This window comes from Sulfuricystis thermophila, assembly GCF_004323595.1.
Classification (GTDB): domain Bacteria; phylum Pseudomonadota; class Gammaproteobacteria; order Burkholderiales; family Rhodocyclaceae; genus Sulfuricystis; species Sulfuricystis thermophila.
Map to the genome: position 1 here is coordinate 455,469 of NZ_AP019373.1, position 22,315 is coordinate 477,783.

Sequence of the window (22,315 nt, forward strand, 5' to 3'; positions counted from 1 at the left end):
AAAAAATGACATTCGGGGAGATGCCAAAGAAAGCCGTTGCCATGCTTGCCTTGCTGTTCTCTCTGCCGGGGCTCGCCGGCGGGAGTGATGGCATTCGCCAGCTGCTGGCATTGAGTTTGGAGGAGCAGATGGCCATCACGGTGAAGATTGCCAGTCAGACGGAGCAGTCGATGGCCGAGGCTCCCGCGGTGGTGTCGGTGATCACCGCCGACGATCTGCGCGCCACCGGCGCGACCAATCTGATGGAAATCCTGCAGAGCGTGCCGGGCGTGTATGTGAAAACCAATCTGTTCGGCGCCAAACCGCTGCTCTCCATGCGCGGTGCTTCCGGCGTCAATGTGCTGCTGATGATCAACGGCGCGCCGGCCAAGGATCTGGTTTGGTCGCCCGGCATCTTCTGGAAGGGTGTGCCGGCGAACATGATCGAGCGTATCGAGATCATCCGCGGTCCCGGCTCGGCGCTGTTCGGCGCGGATGCCGCGGCGGGCGTGATCAACGTGATCACCAAAACTGCCGGGAAAATTCCCGGTGGCGAGGCCGGGGTCCGGGTCGGCAGCGATGACAGCTGGGCGGGCTGGCTGCAGCAGGGAGGGGAGTGGAACGGCTTCGACATCGCCTTCACTGCCGATCTGTCCGCTACCGATGGCTATTCACCCTGGATTGCCCGCGACAAGCTGGGGGCCGCCGGGAATGCTTACGTTGGCCATGACGATGCCGATCTGCATCTGTCGATCGCCCGGCAGCATTGGCGTTTGCTGGTCGATCACACGCGCCACGAGAACGTCGGCATCGGCCTCACCGGCGGCGCCGTGCTCGATCCGCTGACGAGAGCGCGGGACCGTCAGTCGAGCCTGGCCCTGCTTTATCGCAATGATGCGCTGAGCACCGATTGGGGTGTGTCGGGTGAGGCGCGTTATCGTGATCTCGCCTATGACTCTGGCAATGGTTTCTGGGAGAAGCCGCCGGGCCCGGGCGAGTTGCGCAATGCGCTCTCTGTCGCCGAGCGCCGTTTCAATGTCGAAGGGGTGGTGCATTATCGCGGGCTGCGTGATCAGCTGATCCAGTTGGGTGCTGGGCACGTCTGGCAGACGCCCTATGACGTCAGCCAAACCCTGAACGGCGTGGCGGGCGTGTTCGTACCCGAGAAAACGCGTCGCAATGCTTATTTTTTTGCTCAGGATATCTGGCATCTCGCGCCGGATTGGGAGCTGACGGCCGGCGCGCGTTACGACCGTTATTCCGATTTCGGCAGTACGCTCAATCCGCGCCTGGCGCTGGTCTGGCAGAGCAGCCCGCGGCTGACCACCAAACTGATGTATGGGCGGGCGTTCAGGGCGCCTTCGTATCTCGAGCTGTATTCGCAGACGGCAGCCAATGCGGCCAACCCCGATCTGCGGCCGGAACGCTCGCGCACGGTCGAGTTGTCGTTCACTTGGCGCGCCAGTCGCGCTCTGAATCTCGGCATGAATGTCTATCGCTTCGTGCGCAGCGACGTCATCGCGCCGGAAGCGCAGCCGCCCTATCGCTTCGCGAATCTGGGCCGTTATGCCAGCAACGGCGTCGAGCTGGAAGCGCAGTGGCAGGTGGGTCGCTACCTGCGACTGAGCGGCAATGTGAGTCAAATGCAGCTCGGCGCCGTCGATGATCCGCTGCGCGATCTGGCCATCCCGCGACGCCAAGCCTACCTGCGTGCCGACTGGGCGATCGCACCGAAGTGGCACTGGAATCTCCAGGCCCACTGGTTCGATCGGCGCCCCTTGCCCGCCAATGATCCGCGCACGCCGCTGGGCAGCAAACTCTGGTTGTCGACCAGTCTGCGCTACTTCCATGGCAGCGACTGGGAATTCGCCGCCACCCTCCGCAACCTGGCGGACCGCGACCTGCGTGAATATTCGAGTCGTGCGCTGGTGGACAATCTTCCCTTGCCCGGCCGCAGTTTCGCAGCCGAACTCCGCTACAAGTTCTGATCTGCGCCATGGGCCGCTTGCTCCTCCGCTTCCTCCTGCTGTGCCTGGTCACTATGACTTTGGTATCAGAGGCACTGGCTGCACCCCTCGTCTGGGTGGTGTTGGCCGAGAGCGGCGGTGTGCATCTGGAAACCGCGAACGACCTGAAGGCGGCTCTGGCCGAAACCGCTGATGTGCGCGTCGATCGCGCCACGGAGCTCTTTGCCGGCAGAGGCGCAAGACCGGACCTGATCGTCACCGTGGGCACGGCTGCCCTCGACGGCGCACTCGAACAATTACCGAAGAAGGATGCCGGCTGGTCGAAAATTCCGCTCATCGCCACACTCGTACCGCAGTCGATCGTCGAGGCGCGACGGGCGATCGTCGGCGCGCGTCCATTCACTGCCGTCGTACTCGATCAGCCCCTCTCGCGCCAACTCGCACTGATCCGGCGTGCGTTGCCGGAAAGCCAGCGGGTCGGCGTGGTACCCGGGCCGCAGACGCGGGCCTATCTGGCGCAGCTCGAAAAGGAAACGCGGGCCCATGGACTGCAACTGATCGTCGGGCCCGAAGTGCGTGCGCCGGAGGAGATCTATCCGTCTTTGAAGGAAGTGCTGGTGCGTGCCGATGTCGTGCTGGCGCTGCCGGAGCCGCTGGTCTATAACGCCGGGACGTTACAGAACATTCTGCTCACCACTTACCGCGCGCGGGTGCCGCTGGTCGCATTCTCATCGGCCTACGTCAAGGCCGGCGCATTGCTGGCCGTCTATTCGTCACCATCACAGGTGGCACGGCAAACCGCCCAAGTCTTACGCGACTGGCTGGCAGAGCGCAGGCTCCCACCGATCGTTTTTATTCGCGAATTCACGGTCGTCGCCAACGACAGGGTGGCGGCTTCGCTTGGCTTGCCTCCCTTCGATGTCGATGAGATCGCCGCTGACCTGCGTCGGCTGGAGGCGGGTCGATGACGCGCTCGACCCTGAGCTTCCGTGTGCGTCTGCTGCTTGGGTCGGTTTTGCCCGCCTTGATCATGGTGCTGCTGTTGGGTGCGGTGTTTTTCGATCGCTATCAGAACGATCTGGAATCGGTTTTCCAGGAGCGCGGTTATGCCGTTGCCCATCAAATCGGCGCTGCCGCCGAATATGCGTTGTTTAGCGGTAGCCACGACACCTTGGGCCGCCTGGCCGATGTCGCCCGGCAGAGCGATCCGACGATCGTGGTGGTCACCGTGTTCGACGCCACCGGTCGTCAGGTCGCCCATTCCGGTGCGGTGCCGCTTCACCGTTTGCCCCTCATCAATTCGCCGCAGGTATACAGGGGCGATCGTGTGACGGCGCTACAAACGCCGGTGTTCCAAACCATCCTGCAGTTGCAGGACGAGCTTTCCGACGTACGGCCACCGGAGCAGAAAATCGTCGGCTACATCGCCGTGGAAATCGCCCGCGATGCGCTCGAAGCGCGCAAGCGCGAAATGCTGGAAATCACCCTGGCCATCATGCTGGGCGGACTCTTGCTGGCGAGCTGGCTGTCGCTACGCATCGCCCACGGCGTGCTCACTACACTGGACACGGCACAGAAGGCGCTCAGACGGCAGATGGAAACCGCAGAGCTGCTGGCGCGCACCGATGCGCTGACAGGGCTGGCCAACCGGCGCGCCTTCGACGAGGTGGCGCAGCAGGAAATCCAACGCGCCCAGCGCTATGGGACGCCGCTGACCCTCGTGCTGGCCGATCTCGATCATTTCAAGGCGATCAACGACAGCCACGGTCACGATGTCGGCGATTGCGTGTTACAGGACTTTGCGCGCATCCTGGCCGGATCGGTGCGCAACGTCGATCTGGTCGGCCGCTGGGGTGGTGAGGAGTTCGCCATCCTGATGCCGGGGACCGACTTAACGGAGGCCACGCAAGCAGCAGAGCGCATGCGCAGACAGGTCGAACAGGCACAGTTGTGTATCGAGGAGACAACGTGCCGCTATACGGCGAGCTTTGGTGTCGCCGCGTTCCGTGCCGACATGCCGACGCTGGCCTCATTACTCGGTCGTGCCGACATGGCGTTGTATCGGGCCAAGCGCCTGGGGCGCAACCGCGTCGAGGTCGGCTAGCCAGCCAATCCCAGCCAGCGCAGGATCTCCAGCGTGAGCCCCGCCTGGTTCAGCGTGTAAAAGTGCAGCCCCGGGGCTCCAAGAGCGAGCAGGCGATCACACAGCTCGGTGACCACATCGAGGCCGAAGGCGCGGATCGAGTCGGTGTCATCGCCGAAGCTTTCGAATTTCTTGCGCATCCAGCGCGGGATCTCGGCGCCGCTCGCGTCGGCGAAACGGGCGAGCTTGGCAAAGCTGCCGATCGGCATGATGCCCGGCACGATCGGGATCGTGATGCCCAGCGCGCGCGCCTCGCTGACGAAATGAGCGTAGGCATCGGCGTTGTAGAAGAACTGCGTGATCGCCGAGTTGGCGCCTGCCTCGACCTTGCGCTTGAAATTCAGCAGGTCTTCGCGCGGGCTCTTCGCCTGCGGATGCCATTCCGGGTAGGCGGCGACCTCGATATGGAACCAGTCACCGGTCTCTTGGCGGATGAAGGCGACGAGCTCGTTGGCATAGCGAAATTCGCCGACATCGGCCATGCCGGAAGGCAGATCACCGCGCAGGGCGACGATACGGCGAATGCCGTGATCACGGTAGTCATGCAGGATCTTGCGGATGTTCTCGCGTGTCGAGCCGATGCAGGAAAGGTGCGGGCAGGCAGCGATGCCTTCGGCGGCGATTTCCATGATGATGTCGAAGGTGCGCTCGCGCGTCGAGCCGCCGGCGCCATAAGTGACGGAGAAGAAGCTCGGCGCCAGCGCGGCGAGCCGGGCGCGCGTCGCACGCAATTTTTCGAGACCCTCTGCCGTTTGCGGTGGGAAGAATTCGCAGGAGATTTCAGGTTTCATGACGGGCATGGAGAAAGAATTCACGGTTGCCGTCGCCGCCGGTGATCGGGCTGGCGAACCAATCGAGCACGGCAAGGTGGTGGGCCGCGCAGCAGGCGGTGAGCTTGTCGCGCACCGCAGGGTAGAGGGAGCCGTCGCTGACGATGCCGCCCTTGCCGATGTGTTCGGGCCCGACCTCGAACTGGGGTTTCACGAGCAGCAGCATCTCGCCGTGCGGCGCGAGGAAGGGCGGCAGTTGCGGAAGGATCAGGGTGAGCGAGATGAAGGAGACATCGGCGACGATCAGGTCGAAGTGCCGTCCTGCCAGCGCCGAGTTTGCGAGCGCGCGCGCGTTGATCCCCTCGTGGGCTTCGACGCGCGGATCACGAGCAAGCCGCGGGTGCAACTGGCTGTGGCCGACGTCGATGCCGACCACCTTCGCCGCGCCGTGCTGCAAGAGGCAGTCGGTGAAGCCGCCCGTCGATTGGCCGATGTCGAGGCAGGTCTTGCCGGCGACGACGATGTGGGTGCGGTCGAGCGCGCCGGCGAGCTTGATGCCGCCGCGTGAGACGTATTCGGCCTCGGCTGCGGGGGCGAGAGTGAGCACCGCACTTTCCGGCAATAGCTGCGCCGGCTTGGTGATCGCCTCACCAGCGAGGCTGACCCGACCAAGCTCGATCAGCCGCTGCGCCGCGGTGCGCGAGGGCGCAAGGCCCTGCCGCACCAGCAGGGCATCGGCGCGCAGGCCAGCATGCTGGACGGCCGGACGCACGGTGGGCTTTCTCGACCGCGCCGCACGGGCATGAAACGAGTTCATGCTCATCGCGGGATCAGTACCGGTAGTGCTCCGCCTTGTACGGTCCCTCGACCGGCACGCCGATGTAGGCGGCCTGCTCGGGCGTGAGTGTGGTCAATTGCGCGTTCAGTTTCTTGAGCTGCAGTCGGGCCACCTTCTCGTCCAGATGCTTGGGCAGCGTATAGACACCGACCGGGTATTGCCCGGCCTTGGTGAATAGCTCGATCTGCGCCAGCGTCTGGTTGGCGAACGAGGAGCTCATCACATAGGACGGGTGGCCGGTGGCGCAACCGAGATTCACGAGCCGCCCCTTGGCGAGCAGGATGATGCGGCGGCCATCCGGGAAGATCACGTGATCGACCTGGGGCTTGATTTCCTCCCAGCGGTATTTTTCGAGCGAGGCGACGTCGATCTCGTTGTCGAAGTGGCCGATGTTGCAGACGATCGCCTGATCTTTCATCTTGATCATGTGATCATGCGTGATCACATGCCAGTTGCCGGTGGCGGTGACGAAGATGTCGGCCTTGTCGCAGGCGTAGTCCATCGTCACGACGCGGTAGCCTTCCATCGCCGCCTGCAGCGCGCAGATCGGGTCTATCTCGGTGACCCACACCTGGGCGGAAAGCGCCCGCAAGGCCTGCGCCGAGCCCTTGCCGACATCGCCATAGCCGCACACCACCGCGATCTTGCCGGCGATCATTACGTCGGTGGCGCGCTTGATGCCATCGACCAGCGATTCGCGGCAGCCGTAGAGGTTGTCGAACTTCGACTTGGTGACCGAGTCGTTGACGTTGATCGCCGGCACTTTCAGCTCGCCTTTGGCGTGCATCTGATATAGGCGATGCACGCCGGTGGTGGTCTCCTCCGTGATTCCCTTGATCTTTGCCAGGCGCGTCGAATACCAGGTCGGCTCCTTGGCGAGCTTCGCCTTGATCGCCGCGAAGAGGATGCGCTCTTCTTCGGAAGAAGGCTGGGACAGCACGGCAGGATCTTTTTCCGCCTTGGCGCCCAGATGCAAAAGCAACGTCGCGTCACCACCATCGTCGAGGATCATGTTGGAATGGCCGCCGTCGGGCCATTCGAAGATGCGATGGGTGAATTCCCAATATTCTTCGAGCGTTTCGCCCTTCTTGGCAAAGACGCTGACGCCGTCCTGCGCGATCGCGGCGGCGGCGTGATCCTGGGTCGAAAAGATGTTGCACGAGGCCCAACGCACTTCGGCGCCCAGCGCGGTGAGCGTCTCGATCAGCACCGCGGTCTGGATCGTCATGTGCAGGCTGCCGGAGATGCGTGCACCCTTGAGCGGTTGGCTGGCGGCGTATTCCTCGCGGATCGCCATCAGCCCCGGCATCTCGGTTTCGGCGATCTTGATTTCCTTGCGGCCCCAGTCGGCAAGATTGATGTCGGCGACGACATAGTCGGCATGGTGGGTCATAGTCACACTCCATTCAAGTCAATGAATGGGCGCCGTTACTATGTCCGCCGCGGCGAGCCTGACGATCGGGAACGATCGCTGCAGCGCCCCTCGCCGCGGTGGAAGGATTTTACAGCCCGGCGTCGTTGCGCAACGCAGCGGCCTTGTTTTGTCTTCGGCCGGTGCTACGCACCTTAACATCGCAAGCGATGTTAGCCTTCGACGAAGCACAGATCAGCGCCTCCGGCGTGGCCTTACAGGCCAGCGTCAGCGCGTAGCGCTGCCGCCTTATCTGTGCTTTCCCAGGTGAATTCCGGCTCGTCGCGGCCGAAGTGACCATAAGCGGCAGTCTTCTCATAGATCGGGCGCAGCAGATTCAGCATCGTGACGATGGCCTTCGGTCGCAGATCGAAGTGTTTTTTCACCAACTCGGCGATCGTCGTGTCGGAGACCTTGCCGGTGCCGAAGGTGGTGACCCACACCGAGGTCGGATGGGCGACGCCGATCGCGTAGGAGACCTGCACCATGCAGCGCGTGGCCAGGCCGGCTGCGACGATGTTCTTCGCCACATAACGACCGGCATAGGCGGCCGAGCGGTCGACCTTCGACGGATCCTTGCCGGAGAAGGCGCCGCCGCCATGCGGGCAGGCGCCGCCGTAGGTATCGACGATGATCTTGCGGCCGGTGAGCCCGGAGTCGCCCTGCGGCCCGCCGATGACGAAGCGGCCGGTCGGATTGACGAGATACTTGATCTCCCCCTTCACGAGGGCCGATGGCAGCACCGGCTTGATGATCTCCTCGATCACCGCCTCGCGGATCGCCTCGAGCGGCATCTCCGGCGCATGCTGGGTGGAGAGCACCACGGTGTCGATCGCATCCGGCTTGCCATCGACATAGCGCACCGTGACCTGCGACTTCGCGTCGGGCCGCAGCCAGGGGAGCCGCCCGTCTTTGCGCAGCATCGCCTGGCGTTCGACGAGCCGGTGCGAGAGATAGATCGGCAAGGGCATCAGTGCCGGGGTTTCGTCGCAGGCATAGCCGAACATCAGGCCCTGGTCGCCGGCGCCCTGGTCGAGGTTGTCATCGTAGGCGGCGTTCACGCCGCGGGCGATGTCGGGCGACTGCTTGTCGTAGGCGACCAGCACCGCGCAGCCCTTGTAGTCGATGCCGTATTCGGAATTGTCGTAGCCGATACGCTTGATGGTGTTGCGCACGACCGTCTGGTAATCGACGTTCGCGCTGGTGGTGATCTCGCCGGCCAGCAGCACCAGACCGGTGGTGCATAGCGTCTCGGCGGCGACGCGCGAATGTGGATCCTGGGCGAGGATCGCGTCGAGGATCGCATCCGAGATCTGGTCGGCGACCTTGTCCGGGTGTCCTTCGGACACCGATTCCGAGGTGAAGAGATAAGCGTTGCTCATGGAAGGCTCCTTGTCATCCCCTGACTAGTCCCGTCGGACCGGCTCTGGGGATAGGAGCTGGCGACGCTTTAGCAGTATTTGTAGGCCGCCCTGCAAGTTGTCCCGGTCACAGGATGTGACGCCTTAACTCGGCGGAGGTCGCGGATAATAGCGTTTTTTTGCGCGGCGTCAAACCGCATTTCCCCCGTGGCTTTCCTGTTCCGTCTGCTTTCCCGCCTGCCGCTGTCGCTGCTGCACCTGCTCGGCACCCTGCTGGGCTGGCTGGTCTATGGCCTGTCGCCGACTTATCGGCGTCATCTGCGTGAGAACATCACCCTGGCCGGCTGCAGTGACGCACTCGGCACGGCGGTGGCCGAGGCAGGCAAGACCGTGCTGGAACTGCCCAAACTCTGGCTGCGGCCACAAGCCGAGGTCATCGCCCGCGTCATCCGGGTGAGCGGCTGGGAACTGGTCGAGCAGGCATGGCGCGCGGGCCGCGGCATCTTGTTCTTGACGCCGCATCTGGGCTGCTTCGAGATCACCGCGCAGTATTACGCGCGCTTTGCGCCGATCACCGTGCTCTACCGCCCACCCAAGCAGCCTTGGCTGGCTCCTTTGATCGAGCAAGGGCGCGGCGCGAGCCTCAAGCTCGCGCCAGCCGACGTGAGCGGGGTGCGCAAGCTCATCAAGGCGCTCAAAGCCGGGGAGGCAGTCGGCATGCTGCCCGACCAGGCGCCAGGTGTGGGCGAGGGCGAATGGGCGCCGTTCTTCGGTCGTCCGGCCTGGACGATGACGCTGGCGCCACGGCTTGCCCGCAGTGGCGCGACGGTGATCCTCGCCTGGGCCGAGCGCCTGCCCCATGGTGCCGGCTATCACCTGCATCTGTCGAAGCCTGCGACCGACGTCACCACGCCGGCGGATGTCAATCGCGAGATCGAGCGCCTCGTGCGGCTCTGCCCCGGCCAGTATCTGTGGGGCTACAACCGTTACAAGGTGCCGCGCGGAGTGCCGGCGCCATGATCCGACTGCTTGCGCTCTTGATGCGGCTCCTCACCTGGCTGCCGTTTCCTTTGCTGGCGGCCTGCGGCCGCGGCCTGGGCCGCCTGCTCTATCTTTTCGGACGCGAGCGGCGACGGGTGACGCTGATCAATCTCGGCCTGTGTTTCCCGCAGCTCACCGAGGCGGAAAAGTCGGCGCTGGCGAGACGTCACTTTGCCTTGTTCGGCCGCAGTTTCCTCGAACGCGGCATGCTGTGGTGGTCCTCGGCCGAGCGCATCCGCCGGCGGGTGAAACTCGAAGGGCGGGAGCATCTCGATGCGCTGAAGGGCCGGCCGGTGATCCTGCTGGTGCCGCATTTCCTCGGCTTGGATGCCGCCTGGACGCGGCTGTCGATGGAATACGACATGTCCGGCATCTACGCCAAGCAGAAGAATCCGGTCTTCAACGCCCTGCTCTACGAGGGACGCGCGCGTTTCGGCAAGCCGCTGATGCTCTCGCGACAGGATGGCACGCGCCGCGGCATCAAGGCGATCCAGTCCGGCTATCCGTTCTTCTACCTGCCGGATCTCGACTATGGGCCCCGCGATGCGATCTTCGTGCCGTTTTTCGGCGTGCCGGCGGCGACCATCACCGGCCTGTCGCGACTGGCGCGGCTGACCGGCGCGACGGTGCTGCCGGTGATCGCGCGCATGACCGATGAGGGCTACCGGGTCAGCATCGGCGCGCCGTGGCGGGATTTCCCCGGCGAGAGCATCGAGAGCGATACGCGGCGCATGAACGCCTTCATCGAAGCCGAGGTCATGACGATGCCGGAGCAGTATTACTGGCTGCACAAGCGCTTCAAGACCCGCCCGCCCGGGGAAAAACGGCCGTATTGAACCGCTATTGCCAAAAGCCCGAGGCGACGTGATGGCGTATGCTTGCCCGATGAAGATCCGCTTCACCAAAATGCAGGGGCTGGGCAACGACTTCGTCGTGCTCGATGCCGTGCGCCAGAACTTCGTGCCGACGCCTGCGCAGGCGAGGTGGCTCGCCGACCGGCATTTCGGCGTCGGCTGTGACCAGATCCTCGTCGTCGAGCGGCCGACGCGTGAGGATGCCGACTTCCGTTACCGCATCTTCAATGCCGACGGCAGCGAGGTCGAGCAATGTGGCAACGGCGCGCGCTGCTTCGTGCGCTTCGTCCATGAGCAGGGGCTGACCGACAAGCGGGAGATCCGCGTCGAGACCCAGGCGGGCATCATCGTGCCGCGACTCGAAGACGACGGCGAAGTCACGGTGGAGATGGGCGTGCCGAACTTCCAGCCGGCCGAGATTCCTTTTCTCACCGATAGCGACGCGCTGGTGCAGACCCTCGAATTCGCCGGCCGCTCTGCGGCGATCACCGCCGTCTCGATGGGTAATCCGCATGCCGTGCAGGTCGTCGACAACGTCGCTTCCGCGCCGGTGGCGCGCGATGGCCCGCTGATCGAGGCGCATCCGCGCTTCCCCAAGCGCGTCAATGCCGGCTTCATGGAAGTCGTCGACCGCCACCACATTCGTCTGCGCGTCTATGAACGGGGCGCCGGCGAGACGCTCGCTTGCGGCACCGGGGCCTGTGCTGCGGTAGTGGTGGGCATCCGGCGCAATCTCCTCGATTCGCCGGTGTGCGTGGTCACGCGTGGCGGCGAGCTGACCGTTGCCTGGGACGGCATGGGCCAACCAGTACGCATGACCGGACCCGCCGTCACCGTGTTCACCGGCGAACTCGAATTGCCCAAGGAGCTTGCATGAACTTCGCTGCCAAGGATGTCGCCCAGTACCTGAAGGACCATCCGGACTTCTTCAACCAGTATGCGGAGCTGCTCGCGCAGATCAGCATTCCCGATCCGCACGGCGGGCGTGCGGTGTCGATCACCGAACGGCAGATCGGCGCCTTGCGCGACCAGGTCCGGCGGCTCGAGGGCAAGCTCGCCGAACTGCTGCGTTTCGGCGAGGAGAACGACGTGCTGTCGACGAAGACGCACCGGCTGGCGGTCGCGCTGGCGCGTTCCGGCGACAGCGCGAGCGTGTTTCTGGTGCTGTATGCCCACCTGGGCGGCAGTTTTGCGATTCCCCATGTCGCGGTGCGCCTGTGGGACATGCCGGGCGATCCGGAAGCGCTGGAGTTCCTGCCGGTCAGCGCCGAGGCAAAAGCGTATGTGAAGGGGCTCAAGCGCCCCTACTGCGGCGCCGGCAGCGGCGCGGACGTCGAAGACTGGTTCGGTGAGGATGGCCAAGAGGTGCGCTCGCTCGCCATCGTCCCCTTGCGCGACGAGGAGAACACCTTTGGTCTGTTGGCGCTCGGCAGCGAAGAGCTCGAGCGTTTCTATCCAGAGATGGGCACGCTCTATCTCGAACGCATCGGCGAGCTGGCTTCCGCTGCGCTGATGCGCACGCTGGCGGGATGAGCCAGACGGCAGTCGAACGCTTCCTCGCCGAGCTTGCCCACCAGCGCGGCCTGAGTCCCCACACGCTGGCCGCTTACCGGCGCGATCTCGCCATGCTCGCCGCGGGCAGCGAGGGGGCGGCCCTCGAAACCCTGCAGGCCCACGATCTCAAACGCCAGGCGATGCGCCTGCATGGCCGGGGCTTGTCGCCGCGCTCCGTGGCGCGCACGCTGTCGGCCTGGCGTGCGTTCTACCGCTGGCTGGCACGGCGAGGTGCGATCGCGGCAGATCCCTGCGCAGGTCTCAAAGCGCCGAAACGCCCGCGAGCCTTGCCGAAAGCCTTGCGCCCGGAACAGACGGACGCGTTGCTCGATCACGTGGCCGATGACGATGTGCTCAGCTGCCGTGATCGGGCGATGTTCGAATTGTTCTACTCCTCGGGGCTGCGGCTCGCCGAACTCGTCTCGCTCGATGTCTCCGCCAGTCTCGATCTGACGGCGGGCGAGGTGACGGTGACCGGCAAGCGCGGCAAGACACGCACCGTGCCGGTCGGCAGCCAAGCCATCGCAGCGCTCAAGGACTGGCTCGATCGACGCTCGCAAGTCGCGGCCAGCGATGAACCGGCGCTGTTCGTCAGCCGGCGCGGCCGACGGCTCACCCCTCGCGCCGTCGAGCTGCGCCTCGCGCAATGGGCGCGGCGAAGCGGGCTTGGGCAACACGTCCATCCCCACATGCTGCGCCACTCGTTCGCCAGCCACGTGCTGCAATCCTCGGGTGACTTACGCGCGGTGCAGGAGATGCTCGGCCACGCGAGCATCGCCACGACGCAGATCTACACGCATCTGGATTTCCAGCATCTGGCGAAAATTTACGATGCGGCGCATCCGCGCGCCCACAAGAAATGACGGCTACACTGATCCTCCACCCTGGCAAGGAACGTTCGCTTCTCAAGCGTCACCCGTGGATTTTCGACACCTCGGTGGCGCGGCTTGCGGGCCAGGCGCGGCCGGGCGATACCGTCATCGTCGCCGATTCCCACGGCAAGCCGCTGGCGAAGGCGGCCTTCAGCCCGCAATCGAAAATCCGCGCGCGGGTCTGGAGCTTCGATCCGGATGCGCCGATCGATCATGCTTTTTTCAAGCGGCGCATCGCCCAAGCCGTTCTTCGCCGCGCCGCGCTGCCCGAGCTCGCCGGCCAGCAGGGGCTGCGACTCATTCATGCCGAATCCGACGGTCTGCCGGGCGTCATGGCCGATCGCTATGGCGACACGGTGGTGCTGCAGCTCACCAGCGCCGGGGCCGAGAAGTGGCGCGATGCGATCATTGCCGGCCTCGTCCAGGCCACCGGCTGCGCGCGCCTCTACGAGCGTTCGGATTCCGAGGTGCGAGGACTCGAAGGATTAGAGCCGGCGACCGGCTGGCGGTTCGGCGAAGCACCGGCCGGCGAGATCGTCATCGAGGAACATGGCGTCAGGATGGCCGTCGACATCATTGCCGGCCACAAGACCGGTTTCTATCTCGACCAGCGCGAGAACCGGCGGCTGTTGGCCGAACTCTCGCACGGCAAGCGGGTCCTCAACTGCTTTTGCTACACCGGCGGGTTTTCGTTGCAGGCGCTCGCCGGCGGCGCAACGCAGGTCTTGTCGATCGACAGCTCACAGCCCGCACTCGAGCGCGCGGCAGCGAATCTCGCTTTGAACCCTGGCCTCGAGGCCGCGCGCGCACAATGGCATTGCGCCAACGTCTTCGACGAGCTGAGAAAGCTCAAAAGCGCGGGCGAGACTTTCGACCTCATCGTGCTCGATCCGCCCAAGTTTGCGCCCTCGGCGGCGCATGCCGAACGGGCGGCGCGCGCCTACAAGGACATCAATCTGCTCGGCTGCAAGCTGCTCGCACCAGGGGGCCTTTTGATGACCTACTCGTGCTCCGGCGGCATCGGGGTGGAGCTCTTCCAGAAGATCGTCGCTGCTGCGGCCTTGGACGCCGGCCGCACGGCGCGCATCGTCAAACGACTGCAAGGCGCGGCCGATCATCCCATCGACCTTGCCTTCCCCGAAGGGGAATACCTCAAGGGGCTGTTGCTACAGATTGATTGAGGTGCCGTTCCGCCAGCGCCGACTTTTACTTCTTCGGTTCCACATACGGCGCGACCTTGTCGACCTCGAGCCGGTAGCCGGCCACCCCCCAGGGGGTTTCATTGCGTTGCACCTTGAACGTGCCAGACACCCACAGCGGCGCCATCATCTTCACGCCCGCAAGGGGCTTGGCCGACCTGGCGTGGATGATCTGGTTGGCTGGCGGCGGCGGTGAATGGATGCAGGCGCCGAAATAGGGCACGAGCAGGAATTCGCTGACCTTGTCGCCGACCCGTTCCAGGGGCAGCGCAAAGCCGGCGATGCGCCCCTTCCTGCCATCGAGCGACGGTTCGGCCGGCGCATCGTCCCATTCGCGCTTGAGCGCTTCCAGCGCTTCCATCGCGCGCGGGTCGGAATCCTGCAATTTCGAGAAGTCGATCCCCTTGAATTTTGCAGCCGGGTCCCAGCCTTTGGGCACCAGCGCTTCCCATTTGATCTCCGGCCAAGGCTCGGCGGCCTGGAGTGCGGCGGCGGCCAAGAGGCAGGCGAGAAAAAATGCTTTGCGCATCGCTTCAGTTTCTTGGTGTGAGTCCATCGGCAAGCGACATGCGCCAGGCGCGCAAGCCGGGCGCGAGGCTGGCGATGAGGCCGGTGGCAAGGATCGCGGCAAACAGCCCCCATTCGCTGGCTGCCGGCGGACGCAAACTGAGCGTGATGCCGAAATGCGTCTGCATGAGCGGCGCGAAGAGAGCGATGCCGGCGGCGAGCAGTGCGCAGCCGATGAGCGCGCCGAGCAGGGTCACGGCCAGCCCCTCGACGAGGAGCATCAGGAAGACGTCGCCGGCGCCGGCGCCGAGGCTGCGCAGGATCGCCAGCTCGCGCCGGCGCTCGTTGAGTCCCGCCAGCAGCGTGGCGGCAAGGCCGGCGAGCCCCACCAGCACGACCAGTGCCGAGACGGCGAAGAGGCTTTGTTCGACGATGCCGAGCGTTTGCCACAGCTCGTCGAGCGCCACGCCGGGCATCACGGCCAGGAGCGGCTCGCCACGATAATTGTTGATGAAGCGCTGCATGCGGAAGACCTCCGCGCGGCTTTTGAGACCGATCAGCGCCGCGGTGATCTCCTTAGGTTTGAGATCGAACTTCTTCACGTATTCGGCGGGGATCGATACTCCCGGCAAGGGGGCGCCGCCCGCCCAGTCGAGATGGATCGCGCTGATCGCTTCGAGACTGACATGGATGCTGCGATCGACCGGCGTGCCGGTCGGCGCGAGGATGCCGACGACTCTGAAAGGCTTGTCGGCATGCTCGGGCCCGAGTTCGGCCATGCCATGCGTGAGCGTGATGCGATCATCGAGCCGGTAGCCAAGCGAACGCGCGACTTCGCTGCCGAGCACGGCCTCGAACACTTTGGCAAACGGCCTGCCGGCGGCAAAGGCGAGCGCGCGGCCGTCGGCGTAGCGGAAATGCTCGAAATACCCGGCCGTCGTGCCGACGACCGGAAAGCCGCGGTGACCGTCGCCGAGCGAGATCGGCACGGCCCAGTCCACCGCGGGGTGCGAGGCGATCGCCGCGAAGCTGTCCCAGCGGATGTTGTGGGTCGCCGCGCCCGAATGGAACACCGCATAGAGCATCAGCTGCACCGCGCCGGTGCGTGCGCCGACGACGAGGTCGACGCCAGAGATCGATTGCGCGAAGCTCGCACGCGCATCGAGCCGCACGCGTTCGACGGCGAGCAGCACCGCCGAGGAAAGCGCGATGGCAAACAGTGCAATGGCAAGCGTCAGCTTGCGCGCCCAGGCGCTTTGCAAGGCGAGCCGCACGATGGCCTTCATGCCGCCACCTCCTGGGCTGCGCGGTTGATGTCGGCGAGGGCGACGATGCGGTCGAAATGCGCGGCGAGCCGCACATCGTGGCTGACGAAGACGAGCGTGGCTGCGGCATGCGCGACTTCGGCAAGCAGCAAATCGATGAAGGCTTGTTGGCGCGCCGCGTCGAGCGCCGAGGTCGGCTCGTCACAAATGACGATCTCAGGTCGGCCGATCAGCGCGCGCGCCGCAGCCACCCGCTGCTGCTGGCCGACCGAGAGTTCCGCAGCGGGTTTCTCCCACAGCGCCGGCGCGAGATCGAGCTCGGTGAGCAGCCTTTTCGCGGTGGCGCGCGGGTCGAAAGCCCGCGCGCGCCGGCCTGCGGAAAAGGTGCAGGGGAGGAGCACGTTGTCGAGGGCTGAGAGCCACGGCAGCAGGTTGAACTGCTGGAAGACGAAGCCGATGTGTTCGGCGCGGAAAGCATCGCGCCGGCGGCTGGAAAGCTGGCAGATGTCCTGGCCCAAAAGCTCGATGCGGCCCTGCTTGGGCAGCACCACGCCGCCGATCAGGTTGAGCAGCGTGCTCTTGCCGGAGCCCGAGGGCCCGTGCAGGAACACCCGCTCGCCGGCTTGGATGCTGAAAGCGGCGATGTCGAGACAAGCGATGGGCTGCTTGGGCCAGCCAAAAACGAGATCGGTGATCGAAAGGGCGTTCACGCCTTCTTAGCTTACCAGGCCAGCACGGGAGCCTTCGGTGTCAGCCGCTGCGCGCCTTGGCCGGCCGGTCCGACGCGCTGCGCTTCGAGTCGGTAAAGGCGCGGCATTGCCTTGAACAGCGTCGTTTCGATCTCTTTGAGGGCGGTGGGGTTGCTGCAGCGGAACCGATAGCGCGCCTCGATGTCGGCATGCTCACCGCCGTCGAACTTCGGCATCTCGACCGCGACTTCCTGGACGACGCAGCCCGCGGCGGCAGGAAAGTGCCACAGCGTTGCGGTGTCTTTAAGCGTTTTCTCGGCGTTGGCCAACGCGGCTTTTTCCTTTTCGTTCCTCGGCGCGCGCTCGAAGCCGACGGCGGCGTCGAGCGGCAGTTCGAGTTCGAGGGTCACGCTGTCCTTGTCGAGCACGGCATCGAGGCGCCCTTCGCCATGCACATGCTTGTGCTGGGCAAAGGCGGGTAGGGCGAAAGTCAATGCAGCAAGTACGGGAAGAACTTTGGGCATCAGAAGCTCCTTCAGTGTGAATGCGTACTGGAAAAGACGACGATCGCGATACCGGCGGCGAGCAGCAGGCCATGCCAGCCGAGGCCCTGCTGCTCGCGTTTCAGGCGCGGCATCAGGTCGGCGACGGCGATGTAGAGGAAGCTCGCCGCGGCGAGCGTCAGGATGTGCGGCACCCATTCGAGCGCCCGCTCCAGCGCCCAATAGCCGATGACTCCGCCGAACAGCGAGGCGAGACTCGAGACGCCATTCCAGAACAGCGCCCGCGCGCGCTGCCAGCCGGCGGCGAGCAGGATCGCGAAGTCGCCGGCTTCCTGCGGCACTTCGTGGGCGATGATGGCGAGCGTCGTCGCCCAGCCGAGCTTCGGGTCGGCAAGGAAGGCGGCGGCGATCAACAGGCCATCGGTGAAGTTGTGGAAGCCATCGCCGACGAGGATCGAGAGCGTGCCGTCGTCGAGGCGCATGTGATGATGGCTGTGCGTGTGGTCTTCGCAGTGACTGGCGTCGGGATGGGCATCGTTGCCATGCGCGTGGCGCCAGAGGGCAAACTTTTCCAGCGCGAAGAAACCGAGGATGCCGGCCAGAAGCAACGGGAATGCCTCGTGCGGCGTGAGCCCCGCTTCGAGCACTTCGGGCATCAGGTGCAGCGTCGCCGTGGCGAGCAGGATGCCGGTCGAGAAGCTCACGGTGTAGCCGAGCCAGCGCCGTGGCAGCCCGAACATCACCAGGGCGGCGGCGAATACCGAGAGCAGGCCGCCGAGGAGGCAGCCGGCGACGATCTGGGTGAGGAGGGGAAGTGTCATGGCAGCGAATTGAAGCATGATCCTGCGCCAAATGCAACACTGTTGCATTTGTGGGCGGCTTGTGGTTTGATGCGCGCATGGGTGCAAGAACGCTTCCCCCGACTTCTGCAGCGCTGTTGCGCGCCGTGGGCATCAAGGTGACCCAGCCGCGGCTTGCGGTGCTCGATGCCTTGCGCGCGGCCGCCCGGCCGATGAGCCATGCCGAGCTCGAGGCGCTATTGGGCGAGATTGACCGCGTCACGCTCTACCGCATCCTCGATGCCTTTGCCCAGCATGGTCTGGCGAGCAAGGCCGCCGATGCGCGCGGCGTGTTCCGTTTCGCCGCCACCGACGCTCCGCGGCGGCATGACGATCACGTGCATTTCCGCTGCCAGGCCTGTGGGGGAGTGTTCTGCCTCGAGGCGCCGCGCCCGCCGGCGCCGAAGCTGCCGCCGGGCTTCAAACTCGACGAAGCGGAATTCGATCTGCGCGGCACCTGCGCCGCTTGCGCGAAAGGGGCTCGATGAGCCGCTTGCTGCGCCTGTTGCTGCTGGTCGCCGCCTTGCTCTGGGCGCAATTCGCGCTCGCCGAGCATGGCATCGCGCATGCGCTGGAGGGGCATGACGAGACCTGCATCGAATGCCTGGCGCTGCCGGGTTTCGCCGCGCTGCCGGCCGCGCCGGTGGTCTTGCCGGCGGCGGCTGCCCAGTGCGCGGCGCAAACGGGTGCCGTCCTGCCAGCGCCGAGTTTCGCTTCCCCGCTGCCTTTTCGTTCGCGCGCACCCCCTGATCTCCTCAGCCGCTGAAGTTTCTTTCCGCTTCAAACGCTTTTAGGAGATTGACGATGGACCGCAACACCTTGCGGGCGCTGGCTTCGGCCTGCGCCCTGATACCCTTGACCGCACCCGCCGCGGACGATCTGCAGGCGCTGCGCGAGGAGATCGCGCAGCTGAAAAAAACCTATGAGGCGCGCATCGCCGCGTTGGAAGCGAAACTGAAACAGGTGGAAAGCCCACCCGCGCCGGCTATCCAATCCAGCAGTCCGGTGACTTCGAAGAACGCCTTCAATCCGCAGCTCTCGCTGATCCTCGACGGCGTCTATTTCCGCGACAACAAAAAAGGCGCCAGCGTTGAGATGTTCGACATGATCGACGGCATCAATCACAGCCACGGTCATCAGGGGCATGCTCATGGCCAGCTCGAACGCGGCTTCAATCTGCGCGAAACCGAGCTCGCCTTCTCGGCGACGGTCAGCCCGCATTTCGATGCCTGGGCGATGATGACGGTCAGCGACCAAGGTGATGTCGCGCTCGAAGAAGCCTACTTCGATACCCGCAGCCTGCCCTCTGGCCTGACAGTGCGCGCCGGCAAGTTCCTCTCCGGCATTGGCTATCTCAATGCCCAGCATCCGCATCAATGGGACTTCGTCGACCAGAACCTCGCTTATCGCACGCTGCTCGGCGAACATGGTCTGAGCGATACGGGCTTGCGCCTCTCCTGGCTGCCGAAGACCGGCAGCTGGTATACGCAGCTGGGCCTGGAACTTCTGCAGGGCAAGGAGCAGACCTTCGCGACGAGCGGGTTGGCCACGCCGACGAGTCGTGAGGATGGTGCGCCACTGGCGGCAACGAGCGCCGGCGCGCTTGCGGCGCAAAAAGCCGGGCCGCGTTTGACGACGCTCTATGCCAAGCTCGGGCCCGATCTCGGTGCGAATCACGCGCTGCAATTCGGCGGCTGGCTTGCGCATGCGCGCCAGCATCAGGAAGTGCATGACCACACGCTCGAAGATCCGGCAAGCCCCGTTCAAGCCCTCGAAGGCAAGGGCCGCGCCTGGGGCCTCGATGCGGTGTGGAAATACGCTGCCGGCGGCTACGGCGGCCAGGGCGATTTCAAGCTGGTCGGCGAATATCTGCGGCTTCACAAGAACTTGAAGATCGCTTTCGATGAGGGCGGCACTCAGGTGGGTGAAAAGCGTGACTTCGTGCAGGACGGCTTGGTGCTGCAGGGTGTCTATGGCTTCTTGCCCCACTGGCAGGCTGGACTGCGTTATGACGCCACAGGGCTGACCAAGAACGAAGTCCGTGGCCCGAATGGCAAACTCGCCGAATGGAACAAATCCGACCGCTGGACGCTGGCGCTCACAAAACAGATCGACCACTTCTCGCTGTTCCGTCTGCAGTTTGGCCGCGCCAGGCTGTGGAACGAGGGCGTGGAGGAGAAGGCGAACCAACTCTATCTGCAATATCAGATGAGTCTGGGTGCGCATGGCGCGCACAGTTTCTGAGGAGAGAAACATGAAACGATTTGCGCTGTTCTTGGTTCTGTTCTGGGCCTTGCCGGCCTGGGCGCTCGAGGTCGTGGCGACGACTTCGAGCATGGGGATGCTCGCACGCAGCGTCGGCGGCCCTGAGGTCAAGGTCACGGAGCTTGCGCCGCCCGATCGCGATGCGCACATGTTGCAGGCGAAACCTTCGATGATGCGGGCGCTGCGCGATGCCGATCTCCTCGTCGCCGTGGGGGCCGAGCTCGAAGTGGGGTGGCTGCCGGCGGCCTTGAAGGGGGCGGCCAATCCGAACGTCCTGCCCGGGCGGCCGGGTTACTTCGAGGCCGCCGCCCAGGTCGCCTTGCTCGATGTAGGGCAGGCGGCCGATCGCGCGCAGGGCGACGTGCATCCGGCCGGCAATCCGCATGTCAATCTCGATCCGGCGCGCATGGCGATGATCGCGCAAGCCTTGGCCGCGCGCATGGGGCAGCTCGATGCCGCGCATGCCGAGCACTACCGGCAGCGGGCGCAAGCCTTTGCCCAGGCGGTGGCGGAAAAAACCCCGGCCTGGCGGGCGAAAGTCGCCGGCAGTGGCGGGCTGGTGAGTTTTCACAAGGATGCGATCTATCTCACCCACTTTCTCGGCCTGCCCTTTCTCGGCACGATCGAGCCGGTGCCGGGTGTGGCGCCGACCGCCGCGCATCTGGAAAACCTCGCGGCCAAGCTCAAGGGCGCCAAGGCGCTGATCGCGCACACGCCCTACCAGCCGCCAGCCGGCGCCGAGACGCTGGCGCGTCTGACCGGCCTCAAGATGGCCGTCCTGCCGATCGATCCGCCGTCGGGCAGCGACGCAGCCGACTATTTCGCCTTGATCGACCGCTGGGTCGAGGCGCTGGCGGCGGCGAAGTGATGCTTGAGTTCATTGCCGCGGTGGCGGGTTACGGGCAGCCGGTGTCGCCGCCGGGGACGTTCTCTGTCGCCCGCGGCGAGGTGGTGGGAATCGCCGGCCCCAACGGCATCGGCAAGTCGACGCTGCTCAAGGCGGTGATCGGCAGGGCGCGTCTCTTTTCCGGCCGCATCGAAAAGCCGCCGGGTGTGCGTATCGGCTATCTGCCGCAACAGCCGGTGCGCTTGCCGGAAGTTCCGCTCTCGGGCCGAGAACTCCTTGCCGCGCTCGATGCCTCGCAGTGTGAGCCACCCCGGCGGCTTGCCGAATTGCTCGAGCGGCGCATCGATCGGCTCTCCGGCGGCGAACATCAGCTGCTGATGCTGTGGGCGACGCTGGCGGGCAATGCCGAGCTGATCCTGCTCGATGAACCGACCAACCATCTCGATCCCGGCCACATCATGACCGCCGGGGAGGAAATCGTGCAGGGACGTGAGGAGCGAGCGACGCTGGTGGTGAGCCACGAGCGCGCCTTCCTCGCCGCGGTGTGCTCGCGTATCGTCGATTTGGCAGCGGCGCATGGATAGCCTGCTCGTGCTGCCCTTCTTCGCCGGTCTCCCGCTTGCGGTGCTCTTGCCGCTCATCGGGCTTTATCTGCGCCTGCGCGACGAATGGCTGGCAACATTGGGGCTTGCGCATCTGGCGGCGAGCGGCGTGCTCGCCGGCATGGCGCTCAAGCTACCCAACATCGTCGGTGCGTTGCTGGGAGCGGGTCTGGGCAGCGGCGCAAAGCAGCTCGCGGGCAAGCAGGGCAATTCCGCCTGGGGGCTGATGATCCTCGCCGGCTGGTCGGCAAGCCTCCTCGTCGCGGCCAACACCGCCCTGGGCGAAGCGCTGGCGCATGCGCTCATCGATGGCCAGCTCTATTTTGCCGGCCGGCAGGAGCTCATCCTTGCCTGGACCGTCACCCTCATCGCGCTTTTCGTCTTGGCCAGGCTTGCGCCTAGGCTCATCGCCGCACGGCTGCTGCCCGAATACGAGCGCGCCAATCGTCTGCCCGCCTGGCGCTGGCATCTCGGTTTCGATCTCCTCACCAGCGTCTCCATCGCCGCGAGCCTGACGGTTTGCGGCCTGCTGGCCAGTTTCGCCTTGATCTTTGTCCCGCCCTGGATCGCCTTTCGACTCGCGCCCGACTGGCGGCGCGCCGCCTGGATTGCCGCCGGCATCGGGCTGATCGTCTATGGGGCAGCCTTTGGACTGGCGCTGGCGCTCGATCAGCCTTTCGGGCCGCTCGAGGCCGCCGTGTCGCTGCTCATACTCGCGGCATCCGGTATTGTGTGCCGTCCCGCCAGCGCCGACTTTTCGAGGTGAGTCGGCGCCCGGCGGGACGACATCGATTCCGCCAGCGCCGACT

The 22,315-nt window shown here is 65.1% G+C and carries 24 protein-coding genes and 1 riboswitch; of the genes, 15 read left to right on the top strand and 9 right to left on the bottom strand.

Annotated elements, in window-relative coordinates:
* The first annotated feature begins 20 nt into the window (after window positions 1-20).
* From M52SOB_RS02360 to M52SOB_RS02370, 3 genes are read left to right on the top strand one after another with little or no spacing between them, the layout of a single operon-like run.
* Window positions 21-1,967 carry a TonB-dependent receptor plug domain-containing protein gene (locus M52SOB_RS02360; RefSeq protein ID WP_172601724.1) on the top strand — a complete coding sequence of 649 codons (1,947 nt, stop codon included), beginning with the start codon at window positions 21-23 and terminating at the stop codon, window positions 1,965-1,967.
* A gap of 53 nt (window positions 1,968-2,020) precedes the next feature.
* A complete protein-coding gene (locus M52SOB_RS02365; RefSeq protein ID WP_172601725.1) occupies window positions 2,021-2,914 on the top strand; it encodes an ABC transporter substrate-binding protein in 894 nt (297 codons plus the stop codon).
* Complete coding sequence (locus M52SOB_RS02370) at window positions 2,911-4,050, top strand: sensor domain-containing diguanylate cyclase (protein WP_131110403.1); 1,140 nt, start codon at window positions 2,911-2,913, stop codon at window positions 4,048-4,050. Before M52SOB_RS02365 ends, M52SOB_RS02370 begins: the two co-directional genes overlap by 4 nt.
* Here M52SOB_RS02370 and metF read toward each other — a convergent pair.
* From metF to metK, 4 genes are all read right to left on the bottom strand, one after another.
* Window positions 4,047-4,880 (bottom strand): methylenetetrahydrofolate reductase [NAD(P)H], encoded by an 834-nt coding sequence (gene metF, locus M52SOB_RS02375; RefSeq protein WP_131110404.1) that lies wholly within the window; start codon window positions 4,878-4,880, stop codon window positions 4,047-4,049. The two genes, M52SOB_RS02370 and metF, sit on opposite strands and share 4 nt — an antisense overlap.
* Complete coding sequence (locus M52SOB_RS02380) at window positions 4,870-5,631, bottom strand: TlyA family RNA methyltransferase (RefSeq protein WP_284155169.1); 762 nt, start codon at window positions 5,629-5,631, stop codon at window positions 4,870-4,872. The genes metF and M52SOB_RS02380 overlap by 11 nt, the downstream gene beginning before the upstream one ends.
* A 58-nt stretch (window positions 5,632-5,689) precedes the next feature.
* Window positions 5,690-7,090, bottom strand: a complete 1,401-nt coding sequence (gene ahcY / locus M52SOB_RS02385) for an adenosylhomocysteinase (protein WP_131110406.1) — start codon at window positions 7,088-7,090, stop codon at window positions 5,690-5,692.
* 20 nt (window positions 7,091-7,110) lie between these two features.
* Window positions 7,111-7,188, bottom strand: a riboswitch (S-adenosyl-L-homocysteine riboswitch).
* A 135-nt stretch (window positions 7,189-7,323) separates the two neighbouring features.
* A complete protein-coding gene (metK, locus tag M52SOB_RS02390) occupies window positions 7,324-8,490 on the bottom strand; it encodes a methionine adenosyltransferase (protein ID WP_131110407.1) in 1,167 nt (388 codons plus the stop codon).
* Between the two features lie 186 nt (window positions 8,491-8,676).
* Here metK and M52SOB_RS02395 point away from each other — a divergent pair, with 186 nt between their 5' ends.
* From M52SOB_RS02395 to M52SOB_RS02420, 6 genes are read left to right on the top strand one after another with little or no spacing between them, the layout of a single operon-like run.
* A complete protein-coding gene (locus tag M52SOB_RS02395) occupies window positions 8,677-9,489 on the top strand; it encodes a lysophospholipid acyltransferase family protein (protein WP_131110408.1) in 813 nt (270 codons plus the stop codon).
* A complete protein-coding gene (locus tag M52SOB_RS02400) occupies window positions 9,486-10,346 on the top strand; it encodes a lysophospholipid acyltransferase family protein (RefSeq protein ID WP_131110409.1) in 861 nt (286 codons plus the stop codon). The genes M52SOB_RS02395 and M52SOB_RS02400 overlap by 4 nt, the downstream gene beginning before the upstream one ends.
* Before the next feature lie 49 nt (window positions 10,347-10,395).
* Window positions 10,396-11,241, top strand: coding sequence for a diaminopimelate epimerase (gene dapF / locus M52SOB_RS02405; RefSeq protein ID WP_131110410.1), 846 nt, complete (start codon window positions 10,396-10,398; stop codon window positions 11,239-11,241).
* Window positions 11,238-11,897, top strand: a complete 660-nt coding sequence (locus M52SOB_RS02410) for a DUF484 family protein (RefSeq protein ID WP_131110411.1) — start codon at window positions 11,238-11,240, stop codon at window positions 11,895-11,897. Before dapF ends, M52SOB_RS02410 begins: the two co-directional genes overlap by 4 nt.
* Window positions 11,894-12,781 (top strand): tyrosine recombinase XerC, encoded by an 888-nt coding sequence (gene xerC / locus M52SOB_RS02415; RefSeq protein WP_131110412.1) that lies wholly within the window; start codon window positions 11,894-11,896, stop codon window positions 12,779-12,781. The genes M52SOB_RS02410 and xerC overlap by 4 nt, the downstream gene beginning before the upstream one ends.
* Window positions 12,778-13,971 (top strand): class I SAM-dependent rRNA methyltransferase, encoded by a 1,194-nt coding sequence (locus M52SOB_RS02420; protein ID WP_131110413.1) that lies wholly within the window; start codon window positions 12,778-12,780, stop codon window positions 13,969-13,971. The genes xerC and M52SOB_RS02420 overlap by 4 nt, the downstream gene beginning before the upstream one ends.
* A 25-nt stretch (window positions 13,972-13,996) precedes the next feature.
* Here M52SOB_RS02420 and M52SOB_RS02425 read toward each other — a convergent pair whose 3' ends face one another.
* Genes M52SOB_RS02425 through M52SOB_RS02445 form a run of 5 tightly spaced genes read right to left on the bottom strand, consistent with a single transcriptional unit; the run spans window position 13,997 to window position 17,774 of the window.
* Window positions 13,997-14,518, bottom strand: coding sequence for a DUF3299 domain-containing protein (locus tag M52SOB_RS02425; protein ID WP_131110414.1), 522 nt, complete (start codon window positions 14,516-14,518; stop codon window positions 13,997-13,999).
* 4 nt (window positions 14,519-14,522) lie between these two features.
* On the bottom strand, window positions 14,523-15,782 hold the full coding sequence (locus tag M52SOB_RS02430) for an ABC transporter permease (RefSeq protein ID WP_131110415.1): 1,260 nt from the start codon (window positions 15,780-15,782) through the stop codon (window positions 14,523-14,525).
* Window positions 15,779-16,471, bottom strand: coding sequence for an ABC transporter ATP-binding protein (locus M52SOB_RS02435; protein ID WP_131110416.1), 693 nt, complete (start codon window positions 16,469-16,471; stop codon window positions 15,779-15,781). Before M52SOB_RS02435 ends, M52SOB_RS02430 begins: the two co-directional genes overlap by 4 nt.
* Before the next feature lie 11 nt (window positions 16,472-16,482).
* Window positions 16,483-16,974 (bottom strand): DUF2796 domain-containing protein, encoded by a 492-nt coding sequence (locus M52SOB_RS02440; RefSeq protein WP_131110417.1) that lies wholly within the window; start codon window positions 16,972-16,974, stop codon window positions 16,483-16,485.
* Window positions 16,975-16,985: 11 nt separating this feature from the next.
* On the bottom strand, window positions 16,986-17,774 hold the full coding sequence (locus tag M52SOB_RS02445; protein WP_131110418.1) for a ZIP family metal transporter: 789 nt from the start codon (window positions 17,772-17,774) through the stop codon (window positions 16,986-16,988).
* A 77-nt stretch (window positions 17,775-17,851) separates the two neighbouring features.
* Between M52SOB_RS02445 and M52SOB_RS02450 the strand changes: the two genes are divergently transcribed.
* The 6 genes from M52SOB_RS02450 to M52SOB_RS02475 are packed head-to-tail and all read left to right on the top strand — an operon-like array spanning window position 17,852 to window position 22,272.
* Window positions 17,852-18,280, top strand: coding sequence for a Fur family transcriptional regulator (locus M52SOB_RS02450; protein WP_131110419.1), 429 nt, complete (start codon window positions 17,852-17,854; stop codon window positions 18,278-18,280).
* Entirely contained in the window at window positions 18,277-18,558 is a 282-nt protein-coding gene (locus M52SOB_RS02455; RefSeq protein WP_131110420.1) for a hypothetical protein, read from the top strand. Before M52SOB_RS02450 ends, M52SOB_RS02455 begins: the two co-directional genes overlap by 4 nt.
* Window positions 18,559-18,596: 38 nt before the next feature.
* Complete coding sequence (locus M52SOB_RS02460; RefSeq protein ID WP_131110421.1) at window positions 18,597-20,036, top strand: porin; 1,440 nt, start codon at window positions 18,597-18,599, stop codon at window positions 20,034-20,036.
* Window positions 20,037-20,046: 10 nt separating this feature from the next.
* Window positions 20,047-20,925 (top strand): metal ABC transporter substrate-binding protein, encoded by an 879-nt coding sequence (locus tag M52SOB_RS02465; RefSeq protein WP_131110422.1) that lies wholly within the window; start codon window positions 20,047-20,049, stop codon window positions 20,923-20,925.
* Complete coding sequence (locus tag M52SOB_RS02470) at window positions 20,925-21,488, top strand: ATP-binding cassette domain-containing protein (protein ID WP_131110423.1); 564 nt, start codon at window positions 20,925-20,927, stop codon at window positions 21,486-21,488. Before M52SOB_RS02465 ends, M52SOB_RS02470 begins: the two co-directional genes overlap by 1 nt.
* Entirely contained in the window at window positions 21,481-22,272 is a 792-nt protein-coding gene (locus M52SOB_RS02475; RefSeq protein ID WP_131110424.1) for a metal ABC transporter permease, read from the top strand. Before M52SOB_RS02470 ends, M52SOB_RS02475 begins: the two co-directional genes overlap by 8 nt.
* Window positions 22,273-22,315 lie beyond the last annotated feature (43 nt).

What these genes read in the sequence shown, in the direction of transcription:
- M52SOB_RS02360 (WP_172601724.1), top strand. Translation starts at nt 21, where the DNA reads ATGCCAAAGAAAGCCGTTGCCATGCTTGCCTTGCTGTTCTCTCTGCCG.
- M52SOB_RS02365 (WP_172601725.1), top strand. Translation starts at nt 2,021, where the DNA reads ATGACTTTGGTATCAGAGGCACTGGCTGCACCCCTCGTCTGGGTGGTG.
- M52SOB_RS02370 (WP_131110403.1), top strand. Translation starts at nt 2,911, where the DNA reads ATGACGCGCTCGACCCTGAGCTTCCGTGTGCGTCTGCTGCTTGGGTCG.
- metF (WP_131110404.1), bottom strand. Translation starts at nt 4,880, where the DNA reads ATGAAACCTGAAATCTCCTGCGAATTCTTCCCACCGCAAACGGCAGAG.
- ahcY (WP_131110406.1), bottom strand. Translation starts at nt 7,090, where the DNA reads ATGACCCACCATGCCGACTATGTCGTCGCCGACATCAATCTTGCCGAC.
- metK (WP_131110407.1), bottom strand. Translation starts at nt 8,490, where the DNA reads ATGAGCAACGCTTATCTCTTCACCTCGGAATCGGTGTCCGAAGGACAC.
- M52SOB_RS02400 (WP_131110409.1), top strand. Translation starts at nt 9,486, where the DNA reads ATGATCCGACTGCTTGCGCTCTTGATGCGGCTCCTCACCTGGCTGCCG.
- dapF (WP_131110410.1), top strand. Translation starts at nt 10,396, where the DNA reads ATGAAGATCCGCTTCACCAAAATGCAGGGGCTGGGCAACGACTTCGTC.
- M52SOB_RS02410 (WP_131110411.1), top strand. Translation starts at nt 11,238, where the DNA reads ATGAACTTCGCTGCCAAGGATGTCGCCCAGTACCTGAAGGACCATCCG.
- xerC (WP_131110412.1), top strand. Translation starts at nt 11,894, where the DNA reads ATGAGCCAGACGGCAGTCGAACGCTTCCTCGCCGAGCTTGCCCACCAG.
- M52SOB_RS02420 (WP_131110413.1), top strand. Translation starts at nt 12,778, where the DNA reads ATGACGGCTACACTGATCCTCCACCCTGGCAAGGAACGTTCGCTTCTC.
- M52SOB_RS02425 (WP_131110414.1), bottom strand. Translation starts at nt 14,518, where the DNA reads ATGCGCAAAGCATTTTTTCTCGCCTGCCTCTTGGCCGCCGCCGCACTC.
- M52SOB_RS02430 (WP_131110415.1), bottom strand. Translation starts at nt 15,782, where the DNA reads ATGAAGGCCATCGTGCGGCTCGCCTTGCAAAGCGCCTGGGCGCGCAAG.
- M52SOB_RS02440 (WP_131110417.1), bottom strand. Translation starts at nt 16,974, where the DNA reads ATGCCCAAAGTTCTTCCCGTACTTGCTGCATTGACTTTCGCCCTACCC.
- M52SOB_RS02445 (WP_131110418.1), bottom strand. Translation starts at nt 17,774, where the DNA reads ATGACACTTCCCCTCCTCACCCAGATCGTCGCCGGCTGCCTCCTCGGC.
- M52SOB_RS02450 (WP_131110419.1), top strand. Translation starts at nt 17,852, where the DNA reads ATGGGTGCAAGAACGCTTCCCCCGACTTCTGCAGCGCTGTTGCGCGCC.
- M52SOB_RS02455 (WP_131110420.1), top strand. Translation starts at nt 18,277, where the DNA reads ATGAGCCGCTTGCTGCGCCTGTTGCTGCTGGTCGCCGCCTTGCTCTGG.
- M52SOB_RS02460 (WP_131110421.1), top strand. Translation starts at nt 18,597, where the DNA reads ATGGACCGCAACACCTTGCGGGCGCTGGCTTCGGCCTGCGCCCTGATA.
- M52SOB_RS02465 (WP_131110422.1), top strand. Translation starts at nt 20,047, where the DNA reads ATGAAACGATTTGCGCTGTTCTTGGTTCTGTTCTGGGCCTTGCCGGCC.
- M52SOB_RS02470 (WP_131110423.1), top strand. Translation starts at nt 20,925, where the DNA reads ATGCTTGAGTTCATTGCCGCGGTGGCGGGTTACGGGCAGCCGGTGTCG.
- M52SOB_RS02475 (WP_131110424.1), top strand. Translation starts at nt 21,481, where the DNA reads ATGGATAGCCTGCTCGTGCTGCCCTTCTTCGCCGGTCTCCCGCTTGCG.